This is a genomic window from Streptomyces spirodelae (assembly GCF_017676385.1).
In the GTDB taxonomy this organism is placed as follows: domain Bacteria; phylum Actinomycetota; class Actinomycetes; order Streptomycetales; family Streptomycetaceae; genus Streptomyces; species Streptomyces spirodelae.
Genome location: NZ_JAFFZN010000006.1, coordinates 49,126 through 67,727, shown reverse-complemented (window position 1 = coordinate 67,727; position 18,602 = coordinate 49,126). Strand labels below are relative to the sequence as shown.

Annotated in this window: 22 protein-coding genes; 7 read left to right on the top strand and 15 right to left on the bottom strand. The window is 72.5% G+C overall.

Features of this window, described 5'->3' with window-relative positions; translation table 11 throughout:
- Positions 1 to 39: 39 nt before the first annotated feature.
- The 13 genes from JW592_RS09020 to JW592_RS08960 form a co-directional block, all read right to left on the bottom strand.
- Positions 40 to 1,149, bottom strand: coding sequence for a M23 family metallopeptidase (locus tag JW592_RS09020; protein WP_229375471.1), 1,110 nt, complete (start codon positions 1,147 to 1,149; stop codon positions 40 to 42).
- A gap of 200 nt (positions 1,150 to 1,349) precedes the next feature.
- Positions 1,350 to 1,724, bottom strand: a complete 375-nt coding sequence (locus JW592_RS09015; protein ID WP_209264418.1) for a DUF6479 family protein — start codon at positions 1,722 to 1,724, stop codon at positions 1,350 to 1,352.
- Between the two features lie 118 nt (positions 1,725 to 1,842).
- The gene (locus tag JW592_RS09010) at positions 1,843 to 2,562 is read right to left on the bottom strand and encodes an MgtC/SapB family protein (RefSeq protein ID WP_209264417.1); all 720 of its coding nucleotides are present in this window, start codon (positions 2,560 to 2,562) and stop codon (positions 1,843 to 1,845) included.
- A gap of 28 nt (positions 2,563 to 2,590) precedes the next feature.
- The gene (locus JW592_RS09005) at positions 2,591 to 2,893 is read right to left on the bottom strand and encodes a gas vesicle protein K (protein ID WP_209264416.1); all 303 of its coding nucleotides are present in this window, start codon (positions 2,891 to 2,893) and stop codon (positions 2,591 to 2,593) included.
- On the bottom strand, positions 2,890 to 3,075 hold the full coding sequence (locus tag JW592_RS09000; RefSeq protein ID WP_229375542.1) for a gas vesicle protein: 186 nt from the start codon (positions 3,073 to 3,075) through the stop codon (positions 2,890 to 2,892). The genes JW592_RS09005 and JW592_RS09000 overlap by 4 nt, the downstream gene beginning before the upstream one ends.
- 76 nt (positions 3,076 to 3,151) lie before the next feature.
- Positions 3,152 to 3,946, bottom strand: a complete 795-nt coding sequence (locus JW592_RS08995) for a GvpL/GvpF family gas vesicle protein (protein WP_209264414.1) — start codon at positions 3,944 to 3,946, stop codon at positions 3,152 to 3,154.
- A complete protein-coding gene (locus tag JW592_RS08990) occupies positions 3,936 to 4,277 on the bottom strand; it encodes a gas vesicle protein (protein ID WP_372446475.1) in 342 nt (113 codons plus the stop codon). Before JW592_RS08990 ends, JW592_RS08995 begins: the two co-directional genes overlap by 11 nt.
- An 8-nt stretch (positions 4,278 to 4,285) precedes the next feature.
- Entirely contained in the window at positions 4,286 to 5,305 is a 1,020-nt protein-coding gene (locus JW592_RS08985) for an SRPBCC family protein (protein ID WP_307805347.1), read from the bottom strand.
- A complete protein-coding gene (locus JW592_RS08980) occupies positions 5,298 to 5,990 on the bottom strand; it encodes a DNA primase (protein WP_209264412.1) in 693 nt (230 codons plus the stop codon). The genes JW592_RS08985 and JW592_RS08980 overlap by 8 nt, the downstream gene beginning before the upstream one ends.
- Positions 5,987 to 6,220 (bottom strand): gas vesicle protein GvpG, encoded by a 234-nt coding sequence (locus JW592_RS08975; protein ID WP_209264411.1) that lies wholly within the window; start codon positions 6,218 to 6,220, stop codon positions 5,987 to 5,989. The genes JW592_RS08980 and JW592_RS08975 overlap by 4 nt, the downstream gene beginning before the upstream one ends.
- A gap of 27 nt (positions 6,221 to 6,247) precedes the next feature.
- Positions 6,248 to 7,021 (bottom strand): GvpL/GvpF family gas vesicle protein, encoded by a 774-nt coding sequence (locus JW592_RS08970; RefSeq protein ID WP_209264410.1) that lies wholly within the window; start codon positions 7,019 to 7,021, stop codon positions 6,248 to 6,250.
- Positions 7,018 to 7,428 carry a gas vesicle structural protein GvpA gene (locus tag JW592_RS08965; protein WP_209264409.1) on the bottom strand — a complete coding sequence of 137 codons (411 nt, stop codon included), beginning with the start codon at positions 7,426 to 7,428 and terminating at the stop codon, positions 7,018 to 7,020. The genes JW592_RS08970 and JW592_RS08965 overlap by 4 nt, the downstream gene beginning before the upstream one ends.
- Before the next feature lie 182 nt (positions 7,429 to 7,610).
- On the bottom strand, positions 7,611 to 8,054 hold the full coding sequence (locus JW592_RS08960; protein WP_209264408.1) for a hemerythrin domain-containing protein: 444 nt from the start codon (positions 8,052 to 8,054) through the stop codon (positions 7,611 to 7,613).
- A 112-nt stretch (positions 8,055 to 8,166) separates the two neighbouring features.
- Between JW592_RS08960 and JW592_RS08955 the strand changes: the two genes are divergently transcribed.
- Together JW592_RS08955 and JW592_RS08950 are read left to right on the top strand one after the other, a co-directional pair.
- Positions 8,167 to 8,328, top strand: coding sequence for a hypothetical protein (locus tag JW592_RS08955; protein WP_209264407.1), 162 nt, complete (start codon positions 8,167 to 8,169; stop codon positions 8,326 to 8,328).
- Between the two features lie 139 nt (positions 8,329 to 8,467).
- On the top strand, positions 8,468 to 8,764 hold the full coding sequence (locus JW592_RS08950) for a gas vesicle protein GvpO (protein ID WP_307805346.1): 297 nt from the start codon (positions 8,468 to 8,470) through the stop codon (positions 8,762 to 8,764).
- Between the two features lie 40 nt (positions 8,765 to 8,804).
- On the opposite strand, the gene JW592_RS08945 is transcribed toward JW592_RS08950, so the two are convergent.
- Entirely contained in the window at positions 8,805 to 10,640 is a 1,836-nt protein-coding gene (locus JW592_RS08945; protein WP_209264405.1) for a PP2C family protein-serine/threonine phosphatase, read from the bottom strand.
- 103 nt (positions 10,641 to 10,743) lie between these two features.
- Here JW592_RS08945 and JW592_RS08940 point away from each other — a divergent pair, with 103 nt between their 5' ends.
- Positions 10,744 to 11,157, top strand: a complete 414-nt coding sequence (locus JW592_RS08940; RefSeq protein ID WP_209264404.1) for an RNA-binding S4 domain-containing protein — start codon at positions 10,744 to 10,746, stop codon at positions 11,155 to 11,157.
- 8 nt (positions 11,158 to 11,165) lie between these two features.
- Here the strand turns inward: JW592_RS08940 and JW592_RS08935 are convergent, their stop codons facing one another.
- Positions 11,166 to 11,870, bottom strand: a complete 705-nt coding sequence (locus JW592_RS08935) for a response regulator (protein WP_209264403.1) — start codon at positions 11,868 to 11,870, stop codon at positions 11,166 to 11,168.
- Between the two features lie 101 nt (positions 11,871 to 11,971).
- Here JW592_RS08935 and JW592_RS08930 point away from each other — a divergent pair, with 101 nt between their 5' ends.
- The 4 genes from JW592_RS08930 (at position 11,972) to JW592_RS08915 (ending at position 18,500) form a co-directional block, all read left to right on the top strand.
- Positions 11,972 to 13,330, top strand: a complete 1,359-nt coding sequence (locus JW592_RS08930) for an MFS transporter (RefSeq protein WP_209264402.1) — start codon at positions 11,972 to 11,974, stop codon at positions 13,328 to 13,330.
- A 59-nt stretch (positions 13,331 to 13,389) separates the two neighbouring features.
- Positions 13,390 to 15,213 carry a GAF domain-containing sensor histidine kinase gene (locus tag JW592_RS08925; protein ID WP_209264401.1) on the top strand — a complete coding sequence of 608 codons (1,824 nt, stop codon included), beginning with the start codon at positions 13,390 to 13,392 and terminating at the stop codon, positions 15,211 to 15,213.
- Positions 15,214 to 15,330: 117 nt separating this feature from the next.
- Entirely contained in the window at positions 15,331 to 16,134 is an 804-nt protein-coding gene (locus JW592_RS08920) for an HAD family hydrolase (RefSeq protein ID WP_209264400.1), read from the top strand.
- Positions 16,131 to 18,500 carry a glycoside hydrolase family 65 protein gene (locus JW592_RS08915; RefSeq protein WP_209264399.1) on the top strand — a complete coding sequence of 790 codons (2,370 nt, stop codon included), beginning with the start codon at positions 16,131 to 16,133 and terminating at the stop codon, positions 18,498 to 18,500. Before JW592_RS08920 ends, JW592_RS08915 begins: the two co-directional genes overlap by 4 nt.
- Positions 18,501 to 18,602 lie beyond the last annotated feature (102 nt).

Genomic DNA, 18,602 nt, shown 5'->3' with positions numbered 1-18,602 from the left:
GTCGGGCTCCACCCTGATGTGCTTGCGGACCGGGTCTGCTCAGACGTTCACCCCGCGGCTGCGCAGCCACGGCACCGGGTCGATGCCCGAGCCCACCTCGGGGGTGAGCCGTACCTCGAAGTGGAGGTGCGGGCCGGTCGAGTTGCCGGTGTTGCCGGACAGGCCGATCTGCTCCCCTGTCCGTACACGGTCGCCCGGCCTGGTCTGGATACGGGACAGGTGCGCGTACTGGGTGTAGTAGCCGTTGGGGTGCCTGATGACGATGTGGTTGCCGAACGGCCCGCCACAGTTCGTCTTGACGACGGTGCCCGCGCCGACGGCCCGCACCGGGGTGCCGACGCCGACCGCGAAGTCCTGGCCCGTGTGGCTGCCGGCCCAGCGCTTGCCCGCTGAGGCGAACCCCGCCGACAGCTGGTAGTCCTCCACCGGCGTCACCCAGCTCGCGCCGACGGGCCGGTGCTTGGGCGGCGGGCTGTAGGCGCAGCCACCGGAGCCGGGCTCGGCCCGCAGCGCCGCGCGGGAGATCGGGCCCGCTGCCCGCGCCGCACGCTCCTCCCGCGCCTGGCGCATCCGCTCCCTGGCCTGCGCCAGCCGCTGTTCGACGACGTGCTTGGCGCGGCGCTGCCGCTCGGCGCCGGCCTGCAGCGTGGCCAGTTGGGTCCGCTGTCGCGTCCGGTCGCGGACCAGGTTGCGCTGGGTGTCCCGGGTGGCGTGCAGCAGCCGCCGGAAGGCGTGATCGCCCTGACGCTGGGAGCGCAGCTTGTCCAGCAGGGTGTCAGGGGCGCTGGTCGTCAGCAGCCGGGTGGCGGGGGCCCAGCCGCCCTCCTGGTACTGCTTGCGGGCGACGGCGCCGAGCTGCTGGTGCAGCCGCCGCAGCTTGTGCTCCCCCGCTCTGACGGCCCGGCTGGTGCGGGCGAGATCCGCGCGCTGCGCCGCCGCCTTGCGGTGGGCGGCCTCGTAGCGCGCTGAGGCCACCGCAGCCTCCCGGTAGAGCGAGGCGATCCGGGCGGGCATCGGCTGCGCGGCCTCGGCCGCGCCCTTCGTGGGGGCGTCTCCCGCCGCCCGGGGGGCACCGCTTGCGAGAACCACGGCACACACCAGTGCGGTCAGCGGAGCCGCCGTCCGTCTCTTGCGTACGACCTGAGTCATGCCACGATCGTGGGGCCGCGCACCGGGTGAGAGCGGGTGCGACGACGCGGCACGCGGGGGGCTTGGGCCGTTCGTCGCAGCGTGCTGTCCCCAGGACGGGTGTACTTCGGCGCCGGAGCGGGAGCCCCCGGACTGCTGCGGGAGCGCCTGCGTACCGGCGCCGGATGCGCTTGGTGGCCGTCAGTGGCGGAGTGTCCGGGTCAGCCGGGACCTCCGCTGCCGAAGGATCCGCTCTTGCCGGGCTCCCACTTCTTGCGCCTGGGCGGCTCGTCGGGGTGGCTCTCGCGGTCGCCGTGGTCGTACACACCGCTGTGCGGGAGCCTGCGGATGCCGTCGCGGGGCAACTCGTCCGGCTCGCGGTTCTCCGTGACCTCCACTGTCGGGCCGCTGTCCGGCAGGTGCGGCTGCTCGTCGGGCTCGGGCGGTTCGGGCTCGCGGTTCTTGATCCGGATGCCGAGCCAGACGGCACCGATCAGCGCGGCCACGATCAGCAGCCCGATGAGCCCGGGCACCAGGCCGATCAGGTGGTCACGAGCGGCGAGGTCCATGGCCGTCGCGGTGACGTCCGCGTTCATGTGCTCAGCCCCCTTCGGCTCGCGGTGTCACCACTCGGGGTTTCCGTGTGGGACGAAGGGAAACCTGGCTCCTGCTCCGGAGGCGAACAACTGAACGGGACCCGGGGCGGGGCGACGCTCAGTCCCCCTCGTGCGCGCCGGCGGCGGACCTGCCGTTGACCGCGAGCACACCGGGCACCGTCATCAGCTCGCCCACCAGCTCCGGCACCGAGCCGGGTCCTGACACCGAGAGGGTGAGCTTGGTCAGGTCGGGGCGCGGCTCCTCCACTTGCTCGACGTTCGTCTCGGTCACCACGAAACCGCGCTCCGTGCACAGGGTCAGCGTGGTGGCCAGCACTCCTCTGCCTTCCTCGTAGGTGAGCCGCAGCCGGCCGGGTTCCACGCCGGGCAGCAGGTCGCTGAGCTTGGTGAACCCCCACACCGTGAGGAAGTGCATCGCCACCACCGCGACGGCCAGCAGCGGCAACCCGGCGCCGCACGCCATCCCGACCGCCGCCGAGAGCCAGACGATCGCCGCCGTGGTCAGCCCGCGCACCACGTCACGGCGCAGGAAGATGACGCCGGCGCCGAGGAAGCCGACGCCCGAGACCACCTGGGCCGCGATCCGGGACGGATCGAAGGAGACGTCCTCCATGCCCATCAGATCGGCGAAGCCGTACTTGCTGACCAGCATGAAGAGCGCGGCACCGAGCCCCACCAGCGTATGGGTGCGCAGCCCGGCGCTCTTGCGCTTGGCCCGCCGCTCCAGGCCGATCAGCGAGGTCAGGACGAAGGCCAGGGCGAGGTCGGCGAACTGCGGCCAGCCCTGGCCCAGCGAAGAGAAGAACGCGTCGTTCATAGGCGAGATCCAACAGCTCGGGGCGGACTCAGTCGGTAGGCAGCAGGGGACCCAGCGGGCCGAGGTCCAGGTTCAGCTCCTCGGGTGTCAGCCCGAATCGTTCCCGCAGCAGCTCCATGCGGTCCTCCAGGAGCATCAGCGTCATCCCGATGCGCTCCTCCTGGTCCTCGTCCAGGTCCCCCACCTCCACGCGGCGCAGGGCCTGCCGCTCCACCAGTTGCCGCAGCAGCTCGACGACGGTCAGCACCAGCGCGGCGAGGTCGTGCTCGACCGTGTCGGGGTCGAAGTCGAGCCGCCGGGGCGCCGAGCGGGTCTCGGTCGTACGTGTCACAGGGGCTGCCCTCCCTCCCAGGGCGAGGGGACGCGCGCGTTGACGGAGCTGATCAGGGCGCGCAGATCGATCCGCACCAGGTCCACATCGGCGATTCCCAGGGTGAGCGACCCGGTGAGCACAGCGCCGGTGCCCAGCAGCCGGTCCAGCAGATCGACCAGGGCCACCTGCCGCCTGGCCAGCGGCTCCTGGGAGTCGACGGCCACCGGGCCGCCCGGCTCGTACGGCGGCTCGAACGGCTCGTACGGCTCGTACGGCTCAGGAGACGGCGCTGTCATGGGCACCCTCCCGGCCCGGTGCGTCCGCCGCCGCGAACGAGTACGGCGCCCACGGGCCGGTCAGCTCGACCCGCACCGTGGGATCGTGCGCGCCCAGCCGCTCCACGCGGCCGACGAACTCCTCGGACCGCTCACGGGGCACCAGATAGGCGGCGTTCAGCAGATTCTGCCCGGGCACCCGCGAGAGCTGCGGGTTCTGCGCGGGGTACACCCGCACGTCCTCGGCCTGTGCCGTGAGCGCCGCGTGCAGCGTACGGCCGAGTTCCTCGGCCTCGGCCAGCGCGTTCTCCCGCGAGGTGACCTCCTGCCTGCGCCGGCGCAGGAACTCCCGCCCGCTGGCCGGCGCCGACCCCGCCGCTGCGGCCGGTTCGGTGGCCGGGCGCGCGTAGACCTTCACGCCCCACTCGACGCGGCCGTCCAGCCGGTCCAGCGTGGCTCTGAAGTCCTGACCGCCGTCCTCCAGCGCGCGCCGCACGCCCTCCTCGTCCCGGTAGACGGTGGCCAGGCGCAGCGGCAGGGGGCAGGTGAGGGCGGTGAGCGCGTCCACCACGGCCTGGTGGGCCCTGGCCGTCTCCTCCAGCCACGCCAGGTCCTCCAGGTGGGCGCGGAGCGGCTCCTCGGCGAAGTCCGCCTCGGGGACCCGGCTGACGACGGCCTGCAGTCCCGCGTGGTGGACGGCGTACGGGACGGCGCCGCTCACGCCCCGTACTCCGTCGGGCAGAGGCGCCGGGAGGGGCGCGGTCACCGCGTAGACGTACCGCAGCTCACCGTTCATGGCGCTCTCCCTCCAGGCGTTCCGGCCCGCGCTGCTCCAGTTCCGCGATACGGCGGCGCAACTGCTCGTTCTCCTCGGCCAGTTGCCCCCGCCTTGCGCGGGAGCTGAGCGCGGGGTCGGTCTCCCACCAGTCGATGCCCATCTCCTTGGCCTTGTCGACGGAGGCGACGATCAGCCGCAGCTTGATGGTCAGCAGTTCGATGTCGAGCAGGTTGATGCGGATGTCACCCGCGATCACCACGCCCTTGTCCAGAACCCGCTCCAGGATGTCGGCGAGGTTCGCGCTGCTGCCGCCCTCGTATCGCTCGGGCAGCCTGCTGCCGGCGGGCATCGGCGTACTCATCGGCGCTCACCCGCCGTCGCGTAGTCCTCCTCAGGCTCTTCCTCGTACTCTTCCGGCTCGTCGACGTACTCGTCGACGTACTCGTCCCCGTAGTCGTCCTCAGGGGCCTCGGCGTCGACCTCGTCGTAGTCCTCCGCGTCCTCCTCGGCGGTTCGCTCCTCTTCGGCGACCGCGTCCTCGTGGGTGACGACGACCTCGCCGTCGCGGATCTCCCCGCGCCAGCCCTCGTCCGCCTCGCCCTTCATGGAGATGTGGCGCACATAGTGCTTGAGGTCGAGCCGTGCCCTGCGGCCCTGGGCGCGCCAGATGTTGCCGGTCTTCTCGAACAACCCCTTGGGGTAGTACTCGATCAGCAGCACGACGCGGGTGAGTCGCTCGGTGAGCTCATGGAACGTCACCACTCCCTTGGTGCTGCCCTTGGCACCTTCCGACGTCCAGGCGATGCGCTGATCCGGAATCTGCTCGGTGGTGGTCGCCTTCCAGCTCCGGCTGGACCAGAAGATCTTCGCCTTCCAGTCGGAGGTGGTGTCGTCGGCAACCGTGACGTCCTGCACGCCCTTGGTGAAGGAGCTGAAGTCCTGAAGCTGTGTCCACTGGTTGTACGCGTCGGAGACGGGCACGCCCACATCGACGTACTCCAGGATCACGACGGGCTTCTGGCCGCCGCTCCCCTTCCGCTGCTTGCCCGCGCCGCCGAACATGCCCTTGACGCCCTCGACGGCCTTGTCCTTGAGCCGGCCGCCGCCGACCTCCAACGCGGTACGCAGGGGGCCCTTGCCCTCGGTTGTCTTCCGTACGCCCTCGCGAACCAGCTCGGCGAAGCCGGGGCTGTTGCCCTCCGCCACATCGTTGAGTTTCCCGGTCGCCTGGCCGAGCTTGCGGCCCAGCCCGGCGAGCAGCCTCTCCGCCTCGGCCATGGCGAAGTCACGTGCCACCGACTTCAGCCGGTCCGTCGCCTCGGGGTCGAGACCGCCGGGCAGTGTGCCGCCACCGTTGTCCGTCCGCGTCTCAGCCACGGCTCCGGCCTCCCTTCGCACCGCTGCTCTGCGCCCTCGTAGGGGAGGACTTCGCGGTGGACTCGGTACCGGTGCCGGTCCGCTTCGCCGGCCGGGAGCGGCCCGAGGCCGCCGAGGAGGACGATGCGGCCTGCTTCGCGGGTGCCCGGCTCGCCGTCCGCTTCTTGGCGGGCCGCTTGGCCGGAGTCTTCTTCGCGGTGCCAGTGGCCCTGCGCGCCGAGCCGGCGCTCTTGTCGGCTGCGTTCGAGGCGCGGGCGCCCGGCGCATCGGATGCGCTCTGGTCGTCCGCCTCGGTCCCGCTCCCCTCGGTGGTGTCCGCAACGGTGGAAGCGGCGTCCCGCGCCGTGCCCTCGGCGTATTCCCCGACGCCGGCGAGCTGATCACGTACGTCGAGGGTACGCTCGTGCAGCCGGTCGGCCAGCGCGTTGACCTGGCGGTTGACCAGGGCGCCGGTCGCGGCCCTGCCCGCACCGCGCAGATCGGTGCGCAGTTGGTCGCCCAGCTGTTTGAACTGCGGGTTCCTGGCCAGTTGTTCGGTGGCGAAGCGGGCGACGGACTGAGGGCTCACCTGCATCCGTTTGCCCATCACCATCGTGGCGACGCCCAAGGCGAACTTGGCCTTCTTCGTCCGGCCGAGGAGATATCCCCCGCCGACGGCCAGCGCCGTCGTCAATCTGTTGTTCATGTCCATGGGTTCCTGTTCTCCAGCCGCGCGAGGAGCTCGTCCTCGCGGCGGTCGAACTCGTCTTCGTCGATCTCGCCGGCGAGCAACTGCCGCTCCGCCTCCGCGAGCTCGCGCTGGACGGTGGCGGGGTCGCGGTACTGGCGCTCCGCCTCGGCCTGCACCTGGCGCAGCACCCAGGCGGTGCCGCGCAGCGGGGCCGCGGGCAGCAGCAGTTCGCTGATCAGCCCCATACGGACCTCCCGGCCGCTGTCGCCCCGTCAGCCGGCCGCCGGTGCGGTGCGTGCACCCGCGGCCGGGTCGGCCGAGGCGTCGGTCTTCTCCACGAAGCTGTAGGGCGGCAGCGGCCCGTTCACCTTCAGTTCCAGCTGCGGCGCCGAGGTGTCCAGCTCCTCGACCGCGGCGAGCAGTTCGTCGGCCGCCTCCCGTTCCACCAGGACGGAGAGGTTCGTCAGCCAGCCCGCGCTCTGCGGGCCCTCGCTCACCTCGGCGGCCAGCGGCTCCAGCGCGCGGCGCAGCAGGGCCGCATCCACGGGCTCGCGGGCCTTGACGGCGCGGGCCACCTTCTCGCCCAGCGCCAGCTTCTGCTCGTAACTCCCGCCGCCAGCAGCACGGTTGGCCTCGCTCTCGGCGCGCAGCTCCGGCTGCTCGGCCAGCACGATGTGCAGCACGGCCTCCTGGTCGTGGCTGGCCTTGATGTTGTACTCGACCTTGCCCTCGAGCGTGTCGAGGCGTTCCAGGAAGTGCTCGGCGCGCTCCACCAGCACCTCGCCGACCGTGCTGTCGTCGTCCGAGACGCTGCCGAAGCGCATCGGAAGCACCACGCGCTCGGCGTTCACCTGCGCGAGAACCTGCTGGTGCGCGAGCAGTTCACGGCGCTTGGGCCGCAGGTCGGCGGGCGCGTCGCTGACCACCGCCACCAGGCCGTCCCGCTGGAGCACCCGCACCGGGCGCGGCGGGTCGCCCACCCCGGTCAGCCCGTCGCGCAGGGGTGGTGCCGGGGTCCGGGTGATGCCGTAGACGTAGGTGCTCACTCCCGCTCCTCCTTCTTGCGGGGGGCGGTCCGCCTGCGCGTGCCGCTCTCCTGTGACTCGTCACGCGCCTGCTGGAACGCGTCGGACACGGTCTGCGCCGCGCCGCTGAGCGCCCCCTTGGTCTTTGCCTGAGCACCGGACTCGGTGACCTGGCCCACCACATCGGGCAGGCCGGGGCTCTTGTTGCGGCCCGACTCCAGGTCGAGGCGGTTGCACGCCTCGGCGAACTTCAGATAGGTGTCGACACTCGCGACGACGACCCGGACGTCGATCTTGAGGATCTCGATGCCGACGAGGGACACCCGCACGAACGCGTCGATGACCAGACCGCGGTCGAGGACGAGTTCCAGTACGTCGTAGAGATTGCCGGTTCCGCCGCCTTGTTGCTGTGCCGGAGCGACAGTCATGAGGCAGAGCCTCCTTCGCTTCTTCTGGCGCCGCTTGTGGCTTGGCTTCACGGGAAGCTCCCGTGCGGCCCGGAACGGGTAGCCTCCGCGCCCGGGGCCAAACCCGCGGCGGCCCGGAGCCGCTCGTCCCCGGCCGGTCACCCGGCCCGTCTTCCGCCCGGCCCCTCACCCGTCCCCGCCGGTCAGCCGTCCGTCAGCCGGCGGGCCGCCTCGGCGCCCAGTGCTCGCAGCTCCCGGCGCCCGAGTCGTTCCCGCAGCGGGGCGAAGACCTCGTCCTGCTCGCGTGCGGCGTGTTCGCGCACCTGGTCGAGCAGGGCGCTCATCCGGTGCCGCGCGGTGGCCGAGTCCGGCTCGGCGGCCCGCAGCTCCCGCACGGTCGCGGCCGTGTCCTCCCAGCGCCGCCGAGCCGCGGCGACGAGCCGGTCGCCGTCGGGGAGCACCCGGCGGACGGCGGGGTACAGCGCGTGCCCCTCGGCGAGGGCGTGCCGCTCCAGGCCGGCGGCCAGTTCCGCGGCGAGGGCGGCGCGGCGCTCCGGGTCGCGGGCCGCCTCGTAGGCGGCGACGAGGCGCTCGGTCTCCGCGCGCTCGTCCGTGAGTAGTTCGAGCAGGTCCGGATGGTGCGCCATCGCCCCTCCTTGGTCCGCTTCCGGCCACGGCGACCGTTACCTCCCGGTCGCCGTTTCGCCCCTGGGAGGCTGGGGACCCGCCAGCGTGAGCCGACAACGGAGGTGATCTCACGTGCAGCAGGACCAGTCGACCACCCGTGACGAGACGACCCTGGAATCCAGCACGACGGTGAACGTCTCACGGACGGTACGCGACGGCCCCATGGGCTACGGGCCGCACGCCACGTCCGGCGACCGGGACCCCGAGTCCCACATCTTCCGCGGCGAGGACTGATTCCGCGGGCGACTGAGCGGGCCGCTCTTCCACTTCGTCCCAGGTACCCGGCTCCGGCCGGTTCACTCGGCGTGCGGCGGGCACCCGGTCTCCCACAGCAATGGGGAAGGACGGGGAAGGACGAGGAGGAGGATCGCGCGTGAGTGACGACAAGACGCCCGCCGTCGAGCCCAAGGCCCCCGGCACCGCACAGATCCTGCGCTCCGCGCGGGAGGCCATCGAGGAGCTCACCGGTCTGGAGTCGGAGTCGGTCTCGTCCGTGGCCAGAGGCGAGGACGGAAGCTGGACGCTGCACGTCGAGGTCGTCGAGCTGCGCCGCATCCCGGACAGCGTCAGCATGCTCGGCTCGTACGAGATGACCCTGGACCCGGACGGCGAACTGACCGGCTACCGCAGGCTCCGCCGCTACGAACGCGGCAAGGCCGACCCGCGCTGAGGCGCGGGGCCCGGGCAACGGACGGCCCAGGCGATCGACATCAGGACAGGTACAGGGCGAGGACGGTCGCGTCGTCCTCCGCCTCGTCGCTCAGCAGGCTGGCGACCAGGCAGTCCGTGGCCACTTGGGCCGACCTGCCGCGCGCCGCGCACTCCCCTGCCGCCGCCAGCAGCGCCTCGACCCCCTCGTCCAGGTCCTTGCCACGGCGTTCGATGACCCCGTCCGTGTAGCAGAGCAGCAGGTCACCGGCGCGCAGCTGGGTTTCGTTGATCTGGTACGCCGTGTGGGCCGTGACGCCCAGCATCAGGCCGTGCTCGGCCTCCAGCAGCCGCGGTACGCCGTCCCGCACCAGGACCGGCGCGGGGTGCCCGGCGCTCGCCCAGCGGAAGACGCGGGAGTCGGGGTGCAGATGCCCCACCACGCAGGTCGCGGTGGTGTCCAGTCCGCCGTAGTAGACGACCTCCCCCAGTGCCATGGTCAGCTCGGCCGCGTCCTGGTCCGCGTAGGCGAGCCCGGCCAGCGCGGAGCGCTGCTGCACAGCACGGTGCGCCGCGTCCACGCCGTGCCCCGAGGCGTCACCGACGGCCAGCAGCACCCGGCCGTCGGGCAGCTCCCGGCACTTGTACCAGTCGCCGCCGACCCCGGAGTCGGACGGCACATAGGCGGCGCTGACCGACAGCCACCGCGGGGTGAGCACGCCCAGTGGCGGGGTGAGCGCCTTGCGGAAGGTCTCGGAGACGCGGTGCTCGGCGGCCGCCTCCTCGCGCAGCCGCTCGGTCTCGCTCAACGCCCGGCGCAGCTGCTCCTCCTGGCCGCTGACGTTCCGCGCCGCGAACAGCACGGACTCGGGAACCTCGGCGCCTTCCGGCTGGGCGTGACCGAGCCAGCGCACGCGGCGGGTGGCCTCCCCCACGTGCACGGTCAGCTCCCGGTCGGGGACCTCGCCGCCGGCCAGCAGAGTGCGCAGGTCGTCGACGAACGCGGGCAGGTCCGCCACGTCGACCATCCGCCCCACGGTGAACAGGTCGGTGGCGACCTCCTTGGCCGAGGTCACCGAGCGCGCTGCGCCCACCAGCTCGTGGCTCTCCTCCGCCGAGTACCCCTCCGGCGGCGGCGCGACGAGGCCCAGCAGCTCGCGCATCCCCCGTGACCAGCGCATCCGGCCGGTGACCAGGTCCCACTCCGCCCATCCGAGGCGGCCCCGCTCCTGGATACGGCGGCTGAGCCTGGCCTCGCCGATCGGCTCCCAGTTCGTCAGCAGCAGCCCCTCGTCCGGCAGCAGGGTCACGGTGCCGCGCAGCCGGGCGCGCTGCAGGACACCGTCGATGATGTCGACGTAGTCGATGGTGTCGCCGGAGACCGGGCCGCCGCTGGCCAGGGCCGCGCGGTAGACGTCGTACATCCCGCTGGTGCGGACGCCCGGCCTGGTCTCGGACAGCCGTTTGCCGAGGAAGTCGTAGGAGCCGCGTTCGACCCCGCTCAGCTCGAAATGGTTGGCGCCGACGACGATGAAGTCGCAGACCGTGCCGTCCGGGGCGTACTCGGGGCGCAGCAGCGTCGAGCTGCCCCGCAGCACGCCCAGCACAGCCGGCATCCAGGACGGCAGTCCGGGCAGTACCGCCACATCGCTGGGCGGTGCGGTCTCCGCGCCGTCGTAGGCGAACGGCCCGGTCGTCGGCCGGCCCGACCGGTCCCGGGAGGGGCCGGTGCGTGCGGGGTGCGGGGGGTGCGCGGGGTTCGCCTCGGCGATCCGGACGCGGGCTCGGTGCCGGGCACGCGCCACCGTGCGCATCGCCACCTGGTTCAGCTCCTGGAGCGCCCGCTCCGGGACTGCCGCGGCGGCTGCGGGGTCGCGCTCCACAGGTGAGGCGTTCATATGTCCCCATTGTCGCCCTCGCGGGGTTTCTTCGCCGAGTGACGAGCCGCCCAGGAGACCGATCGGGGCACACTCGCAGCCCCGCTCGCCTAAGGTCGGGACCATGACGGCAGACGAGGGGTCGGTACGGGTCGACAGCTGGATCTGGTCCGTACGGCTGGCAAAGACGCGCTCCCAGGCGGCGACCGCGGCCCGCGGTGGACACGTCAAGGTCAACGGCGAGCGGGTGAAGGCCGCACACGCCCTCCGGGTGGGCGACGAGGTGCGGGTGCGCCAGGCGGGGCGGGAGCGCATCGTGATCGTCAAGCGGCTGATCAAGAAGCGGGTGGGCGCCCCGGTCGCCGTCGAGTGCTATCAGGACAACAGCCCGCCGCCACCGTCACCGGTGGAGGTCCCTGTTGTCGCCCGCCGCGAGCGGGGGGCCGGGCGCCCCACGAAGCGCGACCGGCGCGAGCTGGACCGGCTCCGCGGTGTGCAAAGCGGAGCCGCGCCTCAGGCGCCACCCCCGCGCTCCTGACAGGGCGTTCAGGTCTCGCGCAGGCGCTCCGCGATGACGGCCGCCTGGACGCGGCGGCCCACGCCCAGCTTGGCGAGGATGGCGGAGATCCGGTTCTTCACCGTCTTCTCCGCGAGGAACAGCCGCTCGCCGATCTGCCGGTTGGTCAGCCCCTCCCCGATCAGCGCGAGCACCTCCCGCTCGCGGGGCGTGAGCCGGGCGAGCTCCGGCGGGGCCGCCCGGTTCTCGCGGGCCCGCACCCGCGCCATGACCCGCTCCCGCGTCTCCGGGTCGAGCAGCGGGATGCCGGCCGCGACCGTCCGGATGGCGCTGACCAGGTCAGCGCCCCTGATCTGCTTGAGCACATAGCCGGCGGCCCCTGCCATGACCGCGTCCACCATCGCCTCGTCGTCGTCGAAGGACGTCAGGATCAGGCAGACCAGGTCGGGCATCCCGGTCCGCAGTTCGCGGCAGACCTCGATGCCCGCGTGGTCACCGTCCGGCTCGGCGCCGCCCAGCCTGACATCGAGCACCGCGACGTCGGGGCGCACCGCCGGTACCCGGGCCAGCGCCTCCTCCGCGCCGCCCGCCTCGCCGACGACCTGCAGGTCCGGCTCCGCCTCCAGCAGATCGCGCAGCCCTCTGCGCACCACCTCGTGATCGTCGAGCAGGAAGACCCGGACAGGGGCTGTGGGATGGACGGACTCGCCGCCCGGGCTGTCGGAACCCGGCACTGGACCTCCTCGGGACGGGCGGCTTCCAGCCTGCGCCACCGGTGGCCGGAAGAGTAGGGGCCGTTCGGTCCTGCTCAACGGGGGCGGTCTAGGGTTCCGGTATGACCGAGCGGAGCCGACGGCCGCTGGCGGGCGTGCTGGCGGCGATGGCCGTGTCGTTGACCGGCACCCGTATCTCGGCCGTCGCTCTCCCCTGGTTCGTCCTCGTCACCACCGGCAGCACAGCCCGGACGGGACTGGTGGTCCTGTGCGAGATGGCCCCGTACGTACTGGTCAAAGCCTTCACCGGGCCGCTGGTGGACCGGGCGGGGCCGCGTACGGTCTCCTGGCTCACCGATGTGGCCAGCGCGGCGGCGGTGGCCACCGTGGGTCTGCTGCACCTGGTGGACGTGCTCTCCTTCTGGCTGCTGCTGCTCCTCGTCGCCGTGATCGGAGCGGCCCGCGGGCCCGGCGACCTGTCGAAAGAGATCATGGTCCCGGAAGCCGCGGAGCGCGCCCGGGTGCCACTGGAGCGGGCAGCGGGGCTGGCCGGGGTGACCGAGCGGCTCGCCTCCACGGTGGGCCCGGCGGCCGGCGGCGCCGTGGTGGCCCTGCTCGGCGCGCAGGCCGCGCTGTTCGCCATCGCCTGCTGTTTCGCGTCGGGTTCTGCCGTCATCGTCGTGCTGGCTCCGCGCCGCAGGACCAGCGGCCCGGAGGACGGCCCCGGCACAGCGGCCGCGGAACCGGCCGGCTACTGGCGGCGCCTGGCCGCGGGCTTCCGCTTCCTGCGCGGTGACCCGCTGCTGCTGACGGTGATCGCGATGGTCGGGGTCACCAATCTGCTGGACGCCGCCTTCGCCACGCTGCTGCTGCCCGTATGGGCCCGGGAGTCGGGGAACGGCCCGGCCGCGATCGGACTGGCCAACAGCGCGCTGGGGATCGCGGCGGTCGCGGGCAGTCTGGTGGCCGCCGCGATCGGGCACCGGATGCGCCGCCGTGCCGTCTTCTTCGCCGGGTTCCTGCTTGCGGGCGCGCCCCGGTTCCTGATCCTGGCCGTGGACGTGCCGCTGTGGGCGGTGCTGGGGGTCTTCGCGCTCGGCGGCTTCGGGGCCGGCTTCCTCAACCCGATCCTGGGGGCGCTCAACTTCGAGCGGGTGCCCGGCGAGTTGCGGGGCCGGGTCAACGCGCTGGGGGACTCGCTGGCGTGGGCCGGTATCCCCCTCGGCGGCCTCCTGGCCGGTGCGGCGGTCGCCTCTTTCGGGCTGGTGCCGGTACTGCTGGCGTGCGGCGCGGGGTACTTCCTCACCACGAACCTGACCGGATTGCGACCGGAGTGGCGTGAGATGGACCGGCCGCGGCCCTCCCGCCGCGGGAGCGGGAACAGCCGGACGGGGAACAGCGGTACGAGCAGCGGATCCGAGTCCGAGAGCTCCGAGGCCGAGCCGGGAACGACCGCAGATTTGTCGCCTGTTCGGCCGTAGACTGCCGGTTCCGGGGTTCGTGCGGGGGCCTGGAGGAAGTACGGCCTGCGGAGGTGCGCATGGCAGAGGCTGCCAGAGCGGGGCAGCGGCATCCGGACCGGCGAGCGGGCCAGAGCCCGGGCCGCGACGGCGACGGGGGCCGGACCGAGGCCGAGTACCGCGAGGAACTGCCGCACTCCCGACTGGACGAACTGCTGCACGAGCTCCAGACCCGGCTGGATGCCGCGCGCCTCACCCAGGACCGGATGCACAGTCTCCTGGAGGCGGTGCTCAGCGTCGGGCGGGAGCTGGATCTGTCCCAGGTGCTGCGCCGCATCGTGGAGGCGGCGCTGGCGCTGACCAACGCCGAGTACGGGGCGCTGGGCGTCATCGGGGACGGGCAGCGGCTGGCCACGTTCCTGCCCGTGGGCATCTCGCCCGAGCGGGCCGCACGCATCGGACCGCTGCCCTCGGGACACGGCATGCTCGGTGAACTGATCCGCGATCCACGGCCGTTACGGCTCACCGATCTGAGCGAACATCCGGCCAGCCAGGGCTTCCCCGAACACCATCCGCGGATGCGCACGTTCCTGGGCGTGCCCGTACGGGTGCGCGACGAGGTCTTCGGCAACCTGTATCTGACCCAGAAGCGCGGAGGCGCGCGCTTCGACGCCGACGACGAGGCCGTCGTCACCACCCTGGCCGTCGCCGCGGGCGTCGCCGTCGACAACGCCCGGCTGTACGCGGAGAGCCGGCGCCGCGAGCAGTGGCTGGAGGCGCTGGGCGAGATCACCCGACTGCTGCTGAGCGGCGCGACGTCCAACGAGGTGCTGCGGCTGATCGCGCAGCGGGCCCTGGAGGTCGCGCAGTCCGACACCTCGTGTGTGATGCTGCCGGACACCGAGGGCGACGCCGAGGCGCTGCGGGTCGTGGTGGCGGTCGGCGACCTGGCCGAGGAGCAGACGGGAGTGGTCGTGCCCTACGACGACACGCTCTCCGGGCTCGCGGCCCGTACCGGCGAGTCGGCCGTGACGGCGGACATCTCCAGCGACCCGCGTACTCACGCGTTCCCGGACGGGGAGGTGGAGCACGGCCCCGTCGTGGCCGTACCGCTGCTGGCGCAGCAGGACGCGCCCGGCGCGCTGCGGCTGAGCCGGCTCAAGGGCCGTCCGCCGTTCGACGAAACCGAGGTATGGCTGCTCAAGGATTTCGCCGCGCAGGCGGCCCTCGCGCTGGAGATGGCCCAGCACCGTGCCGAGTCCGAGCAGTTGGCACTGTTGCACGAGCGCGACCGGATCGCCCGCGACCTGCACGACCTGGCCATCCAGCGGCTGTTCGCCACCGGGATGACGCTGCAGAGCGCGGGGCGCCTCATCGACCGGCCGGAGGCGGCGGAGCGGGTGAACCGCGCCGTGGACGACCTGGACGAGACCATCAAGATCATCCGCTCCACCATCTTCGCCCTGCGCACCTCGGGAAAGGGCGCGCAGTCCGGCCCCAGCCTGCGCAGAACCCTGGCGAAGGCCGTCAGCGACGCGGCCGACCGGCTCGGCTTCCTGCCCTCGCTGCGGATGGAGGGGCCGGTCGACACGGACGTACCGGCCGAGGTGGCAGAAGAGGTGAGCGCGGTGCTGGCCGAGGCGCTGAGCAACATCGTGCGGCACGCGCGCGCTCACCGGGCGGATGTGGCGCTGCACGTCGGCAAGACGATCGTCCTGACAGTCACCGACGACGGCGTGGGGCTCGGCGACACGGCGCAACGCCGGACCGGCCGGCACGCGGGAGGGCTCGCCAACATGCGGTCGCGTGCCGAGTTGCTCGGCGGCACGCTGACGCTGTCCTCGGTGCCGGGCCCGGGTGACGGCACCCACATCGTGTGGGAGGTGCCGTTGCGCCAGGGGTAGCCGCCCCGCAGCCCACGAACGACGGACAGGGGCACCCCGCACCGGAACAGGCGCCCAGCCGGGCGGCAAAACGCGGGGGCAGGCATGGCGAGCGGACGGCCGGGGGACCCGGCACGCATGACGAACCTCGGTCTGCCGGACAGCATCCGCGCATGTCTGTTCGATCTCGATGGCGTCCTCACCAGGACGGCCGTCGTACACGCCGCCGCCTGGAAGGAGATGTTCGACGCCTATCTGCGCGGCAGGGACGGCCCCGGCTTCCGCCCGTTCGACCCGGTGGCGGAGTACGACGCGTATGTGGACGGGCGACCGCGTGCCGACGGGGTCCGCACCTTCCTCGCCGCGCGCGACATCCGGCTGCCCGAGGGCACCCCCGACGACCCGCCCGGCGCGGAGACCGTCAACGGGCTGGGCAACCGGAAGAACGAGCTGCTGCTGGAGAAGATCCGCACGGACGGAGTCGAGGCGTACGACGGCTCACTGCGCTATCTGCGCGCGGTACGGGAGGCCGGGCTGTACACGGCCGTGGTCTCCTCCAGCGCCAACTGCCGCGACATCCTCGCATCGGTCGGCATCGAGGACCGGTTCGACGTGCGGATCGACGGCATCGTGGCCAGGGAGCGCGGCCTGCCCGGCAAGCCGCGTCCCGACACCTTCCTCGCCGCCGCGCGGGAACTGGGCGTCGAGGCGGGCGAGTCGGCGGTCTTCGAGGACGCGCTGGCCGGAATGGACGCCGGACGCTCCGGCCACTTCGGGTACGTCGTCGGCATCGACCGGACCGGACAGGCCGACGCGCTGCGCGCACACGGCGCCGACGCGGTCGTCCAGGACCTGCGGGAACTTCTCGAAGACGGCGCCGCGCAGCAGGCCCGGCAGGTGCGGCAGAAGCAGCAGGTGCCGGGACAGGAGGAGCGCCCGTGATCAGCCACTCGTCCTACGCCGTCCAGCCCTGGTCGCTGCGCGAGAGCACGCTCAACCTCGATGTGCTGCCGCAGAGCGAGTCCGTCTTCGCCCTCTCCAACGGCCACATCGGCTGGCGCGGCAACCTCGACGAAGGCGAGCCGCACGGCCTGCCGGGCACCTACCTCAACGGGGTGCACGAGCTGCGCCCCCTGCCGTACGCGGAGGCCGGCTACGGCTATCCGGAGTCCGGACAGACCGTCATCAACGTCACCAACGGCAAGATCATGCGCCTGCTCGTGGACGATGAGCCGTTCGACGTCCGCTACGGCAAACTCCGCTTCCACGAGCGCGTACTGGACCTGCGCACCGGGCTGCTGCGCCGGGTCTGCGAGTGGAGCTCACCGGCCGGCTGCACCGTACGGGTGACCTCCACCCGGCTGGTCTCCTTCAGCCAGCGCGCCATCGCCGCCGTCGCCTTCGAAGTGGAGCCCCTGGACACCGACGCGCGGGTGGTCGTGCAGTCCGAGCTCGTCGCGAACGAACAACTGCCGCAGAAGAGCGGGGAGGACCCGCGGGTCGCCGCCGCGCTGGAGAACGTGCTGCTGCCGGAGGAGGACTTCGCCTCCGACATGCGGCTGCGCCTGGTGCACCGCACCGACCGCAGCGGGCTGCGGGTCGGCGCCGCGGCCGACCACACCGTGCACGGCCCCGAGTCGACCAGCACCTCCAGCGAGAGCGGGGAGAACGTCGCCCGGCTCACCGTCACCTCCGAGCTGCGGCCCGGCGAACCGCTGCGGGTGGAGAAGCTGGTCTCCTACGGCTGGTCCGGCGTCCGTTCGCTGCCCGCCGTACGTGACCAGGTCGACGCGGCCCTGGCCGGTGCCCGCAACAAGGGCTGGCAGGGACTGGTCGACCAGCAGCGGGAATTCCTGGACAGCTTCTGGGCGCGCGCCGATGTGGAGGTGGACGGCGACGCGGAGATCCAGCAGGCGGTGCGCTTCGCGCTCTTCCACGTGCTGCAGGCGGGCGCGCGTGCTGAGAAGCGCGCCATCCCCTCCAAGGGGCTCACCGGCTCCGGCTACGACGGCCATTCGTTCTGGGACAGCGAGCAGTTCGTCCTGCCGGTGCTCACCTACACCTCACCTGACTCGGTGGCCGAGGCCCTGCGATGGCGGCAGGAGACGCTGGCTCCGGCGCGCGAGAGGGCACGCCAGCTGGGCCTGCGCGGCGCGGCCTTCCCCTGGCGGACGATCGACGGAAGCGAGTGTTCCGCCTACTGGCCGGCCGGGACCGCCGCCTTCCACGTCAACGCGGACATCGCCGACGCTGTCATCCGGTATGTGCAGGCCACCGGCGACACCGAGTTCGAGCGCGAGACGGCGGTGGAGATCCTGGTCGAGACCGCCCGGCTGTGGCACTCACTGGGCCACCACGACCACCACGGCACCTTCCACTTCGACGGGGTGACAGGCCCCGACGAGTACAGCGCCGTCGCCGACGACAACCTCTACACCAATCTGATGGCGCAGCAGAATCTGCGCGCCGCCGCCGACGCGGTGGAGCGCTACCCCGAGCAGGCCGCCGCGCAGGGCGTGGACGACGAGGAGGCGGCGGCCTGGCGGGACGCGGCCGAAGCTGTGGCCATACCGGTCAACGAGACGCTGGGGGTGCACGAGCAGTCGGCCGGCTTCACCGGGCACCAGATGTGGGACTTCGCCGCCACCCGTCCCGACCACTATCCGCTGATGCTGCACTTCCCCTACTTCGACCTGTACCGCAAGCAGGTCATCAAGCAGGCCGACCTGGTGCTCGCCCTCTACAAGCGCGGCGACGCCTTCGACGCGGAGGAGAAGGCACGCAACTTCGCCTACTACGAGCAGATGACCGTCCGCGACTCCTCCCTCTCGGCGTGCTGCCAGGCCGTGATGGCCGCCGAGGTCGGCCATCTGCGGCTCGCGTACGACTATGTGGGCGAGGCGGCGCTGATGGACCTGGAGGACCTGGAGAGCAACACGCGTGACGGGCTGCACATCGCCTCGCTGGCCGGCGCGTGGATCGCGCTGGTCGCCGGGTTCGGCGGGATGCGGCTGCGGCACGGCGGCCTCGACTTCTCCCCGCTGCTGCCCGACCAGCTCACCCGGCTGGCCTTCCGGGTACAGGTGCTGGGGCGGCGGCTACGGGTGGAGATCAGCGGTACGCAGGCGACGTACACGCTGCTGGAGGGCGAGCCGCTCGAGCTGTGCCACTGTGGGCAGCCGTTCACGGTCACGGCCGGTGAAGCCCGGTCCTTCCGGGTGCGGAGGCCGCCGCCGCGCGATGAGCCGGCGCCGCCGCCGGGGCGCCGGCCCATACGGCGACACGGGGGTGTCGGGGCGCGGGAGTAGTACCCCTGTCCTGCCCCGGTCCGTTCGTTGCGGGCTGCGGCTTGCGTCGTGGCTTGTCGCGCAGTTCCGCGCGCCCCTGACGGGGTACGCACGATGCGCCGG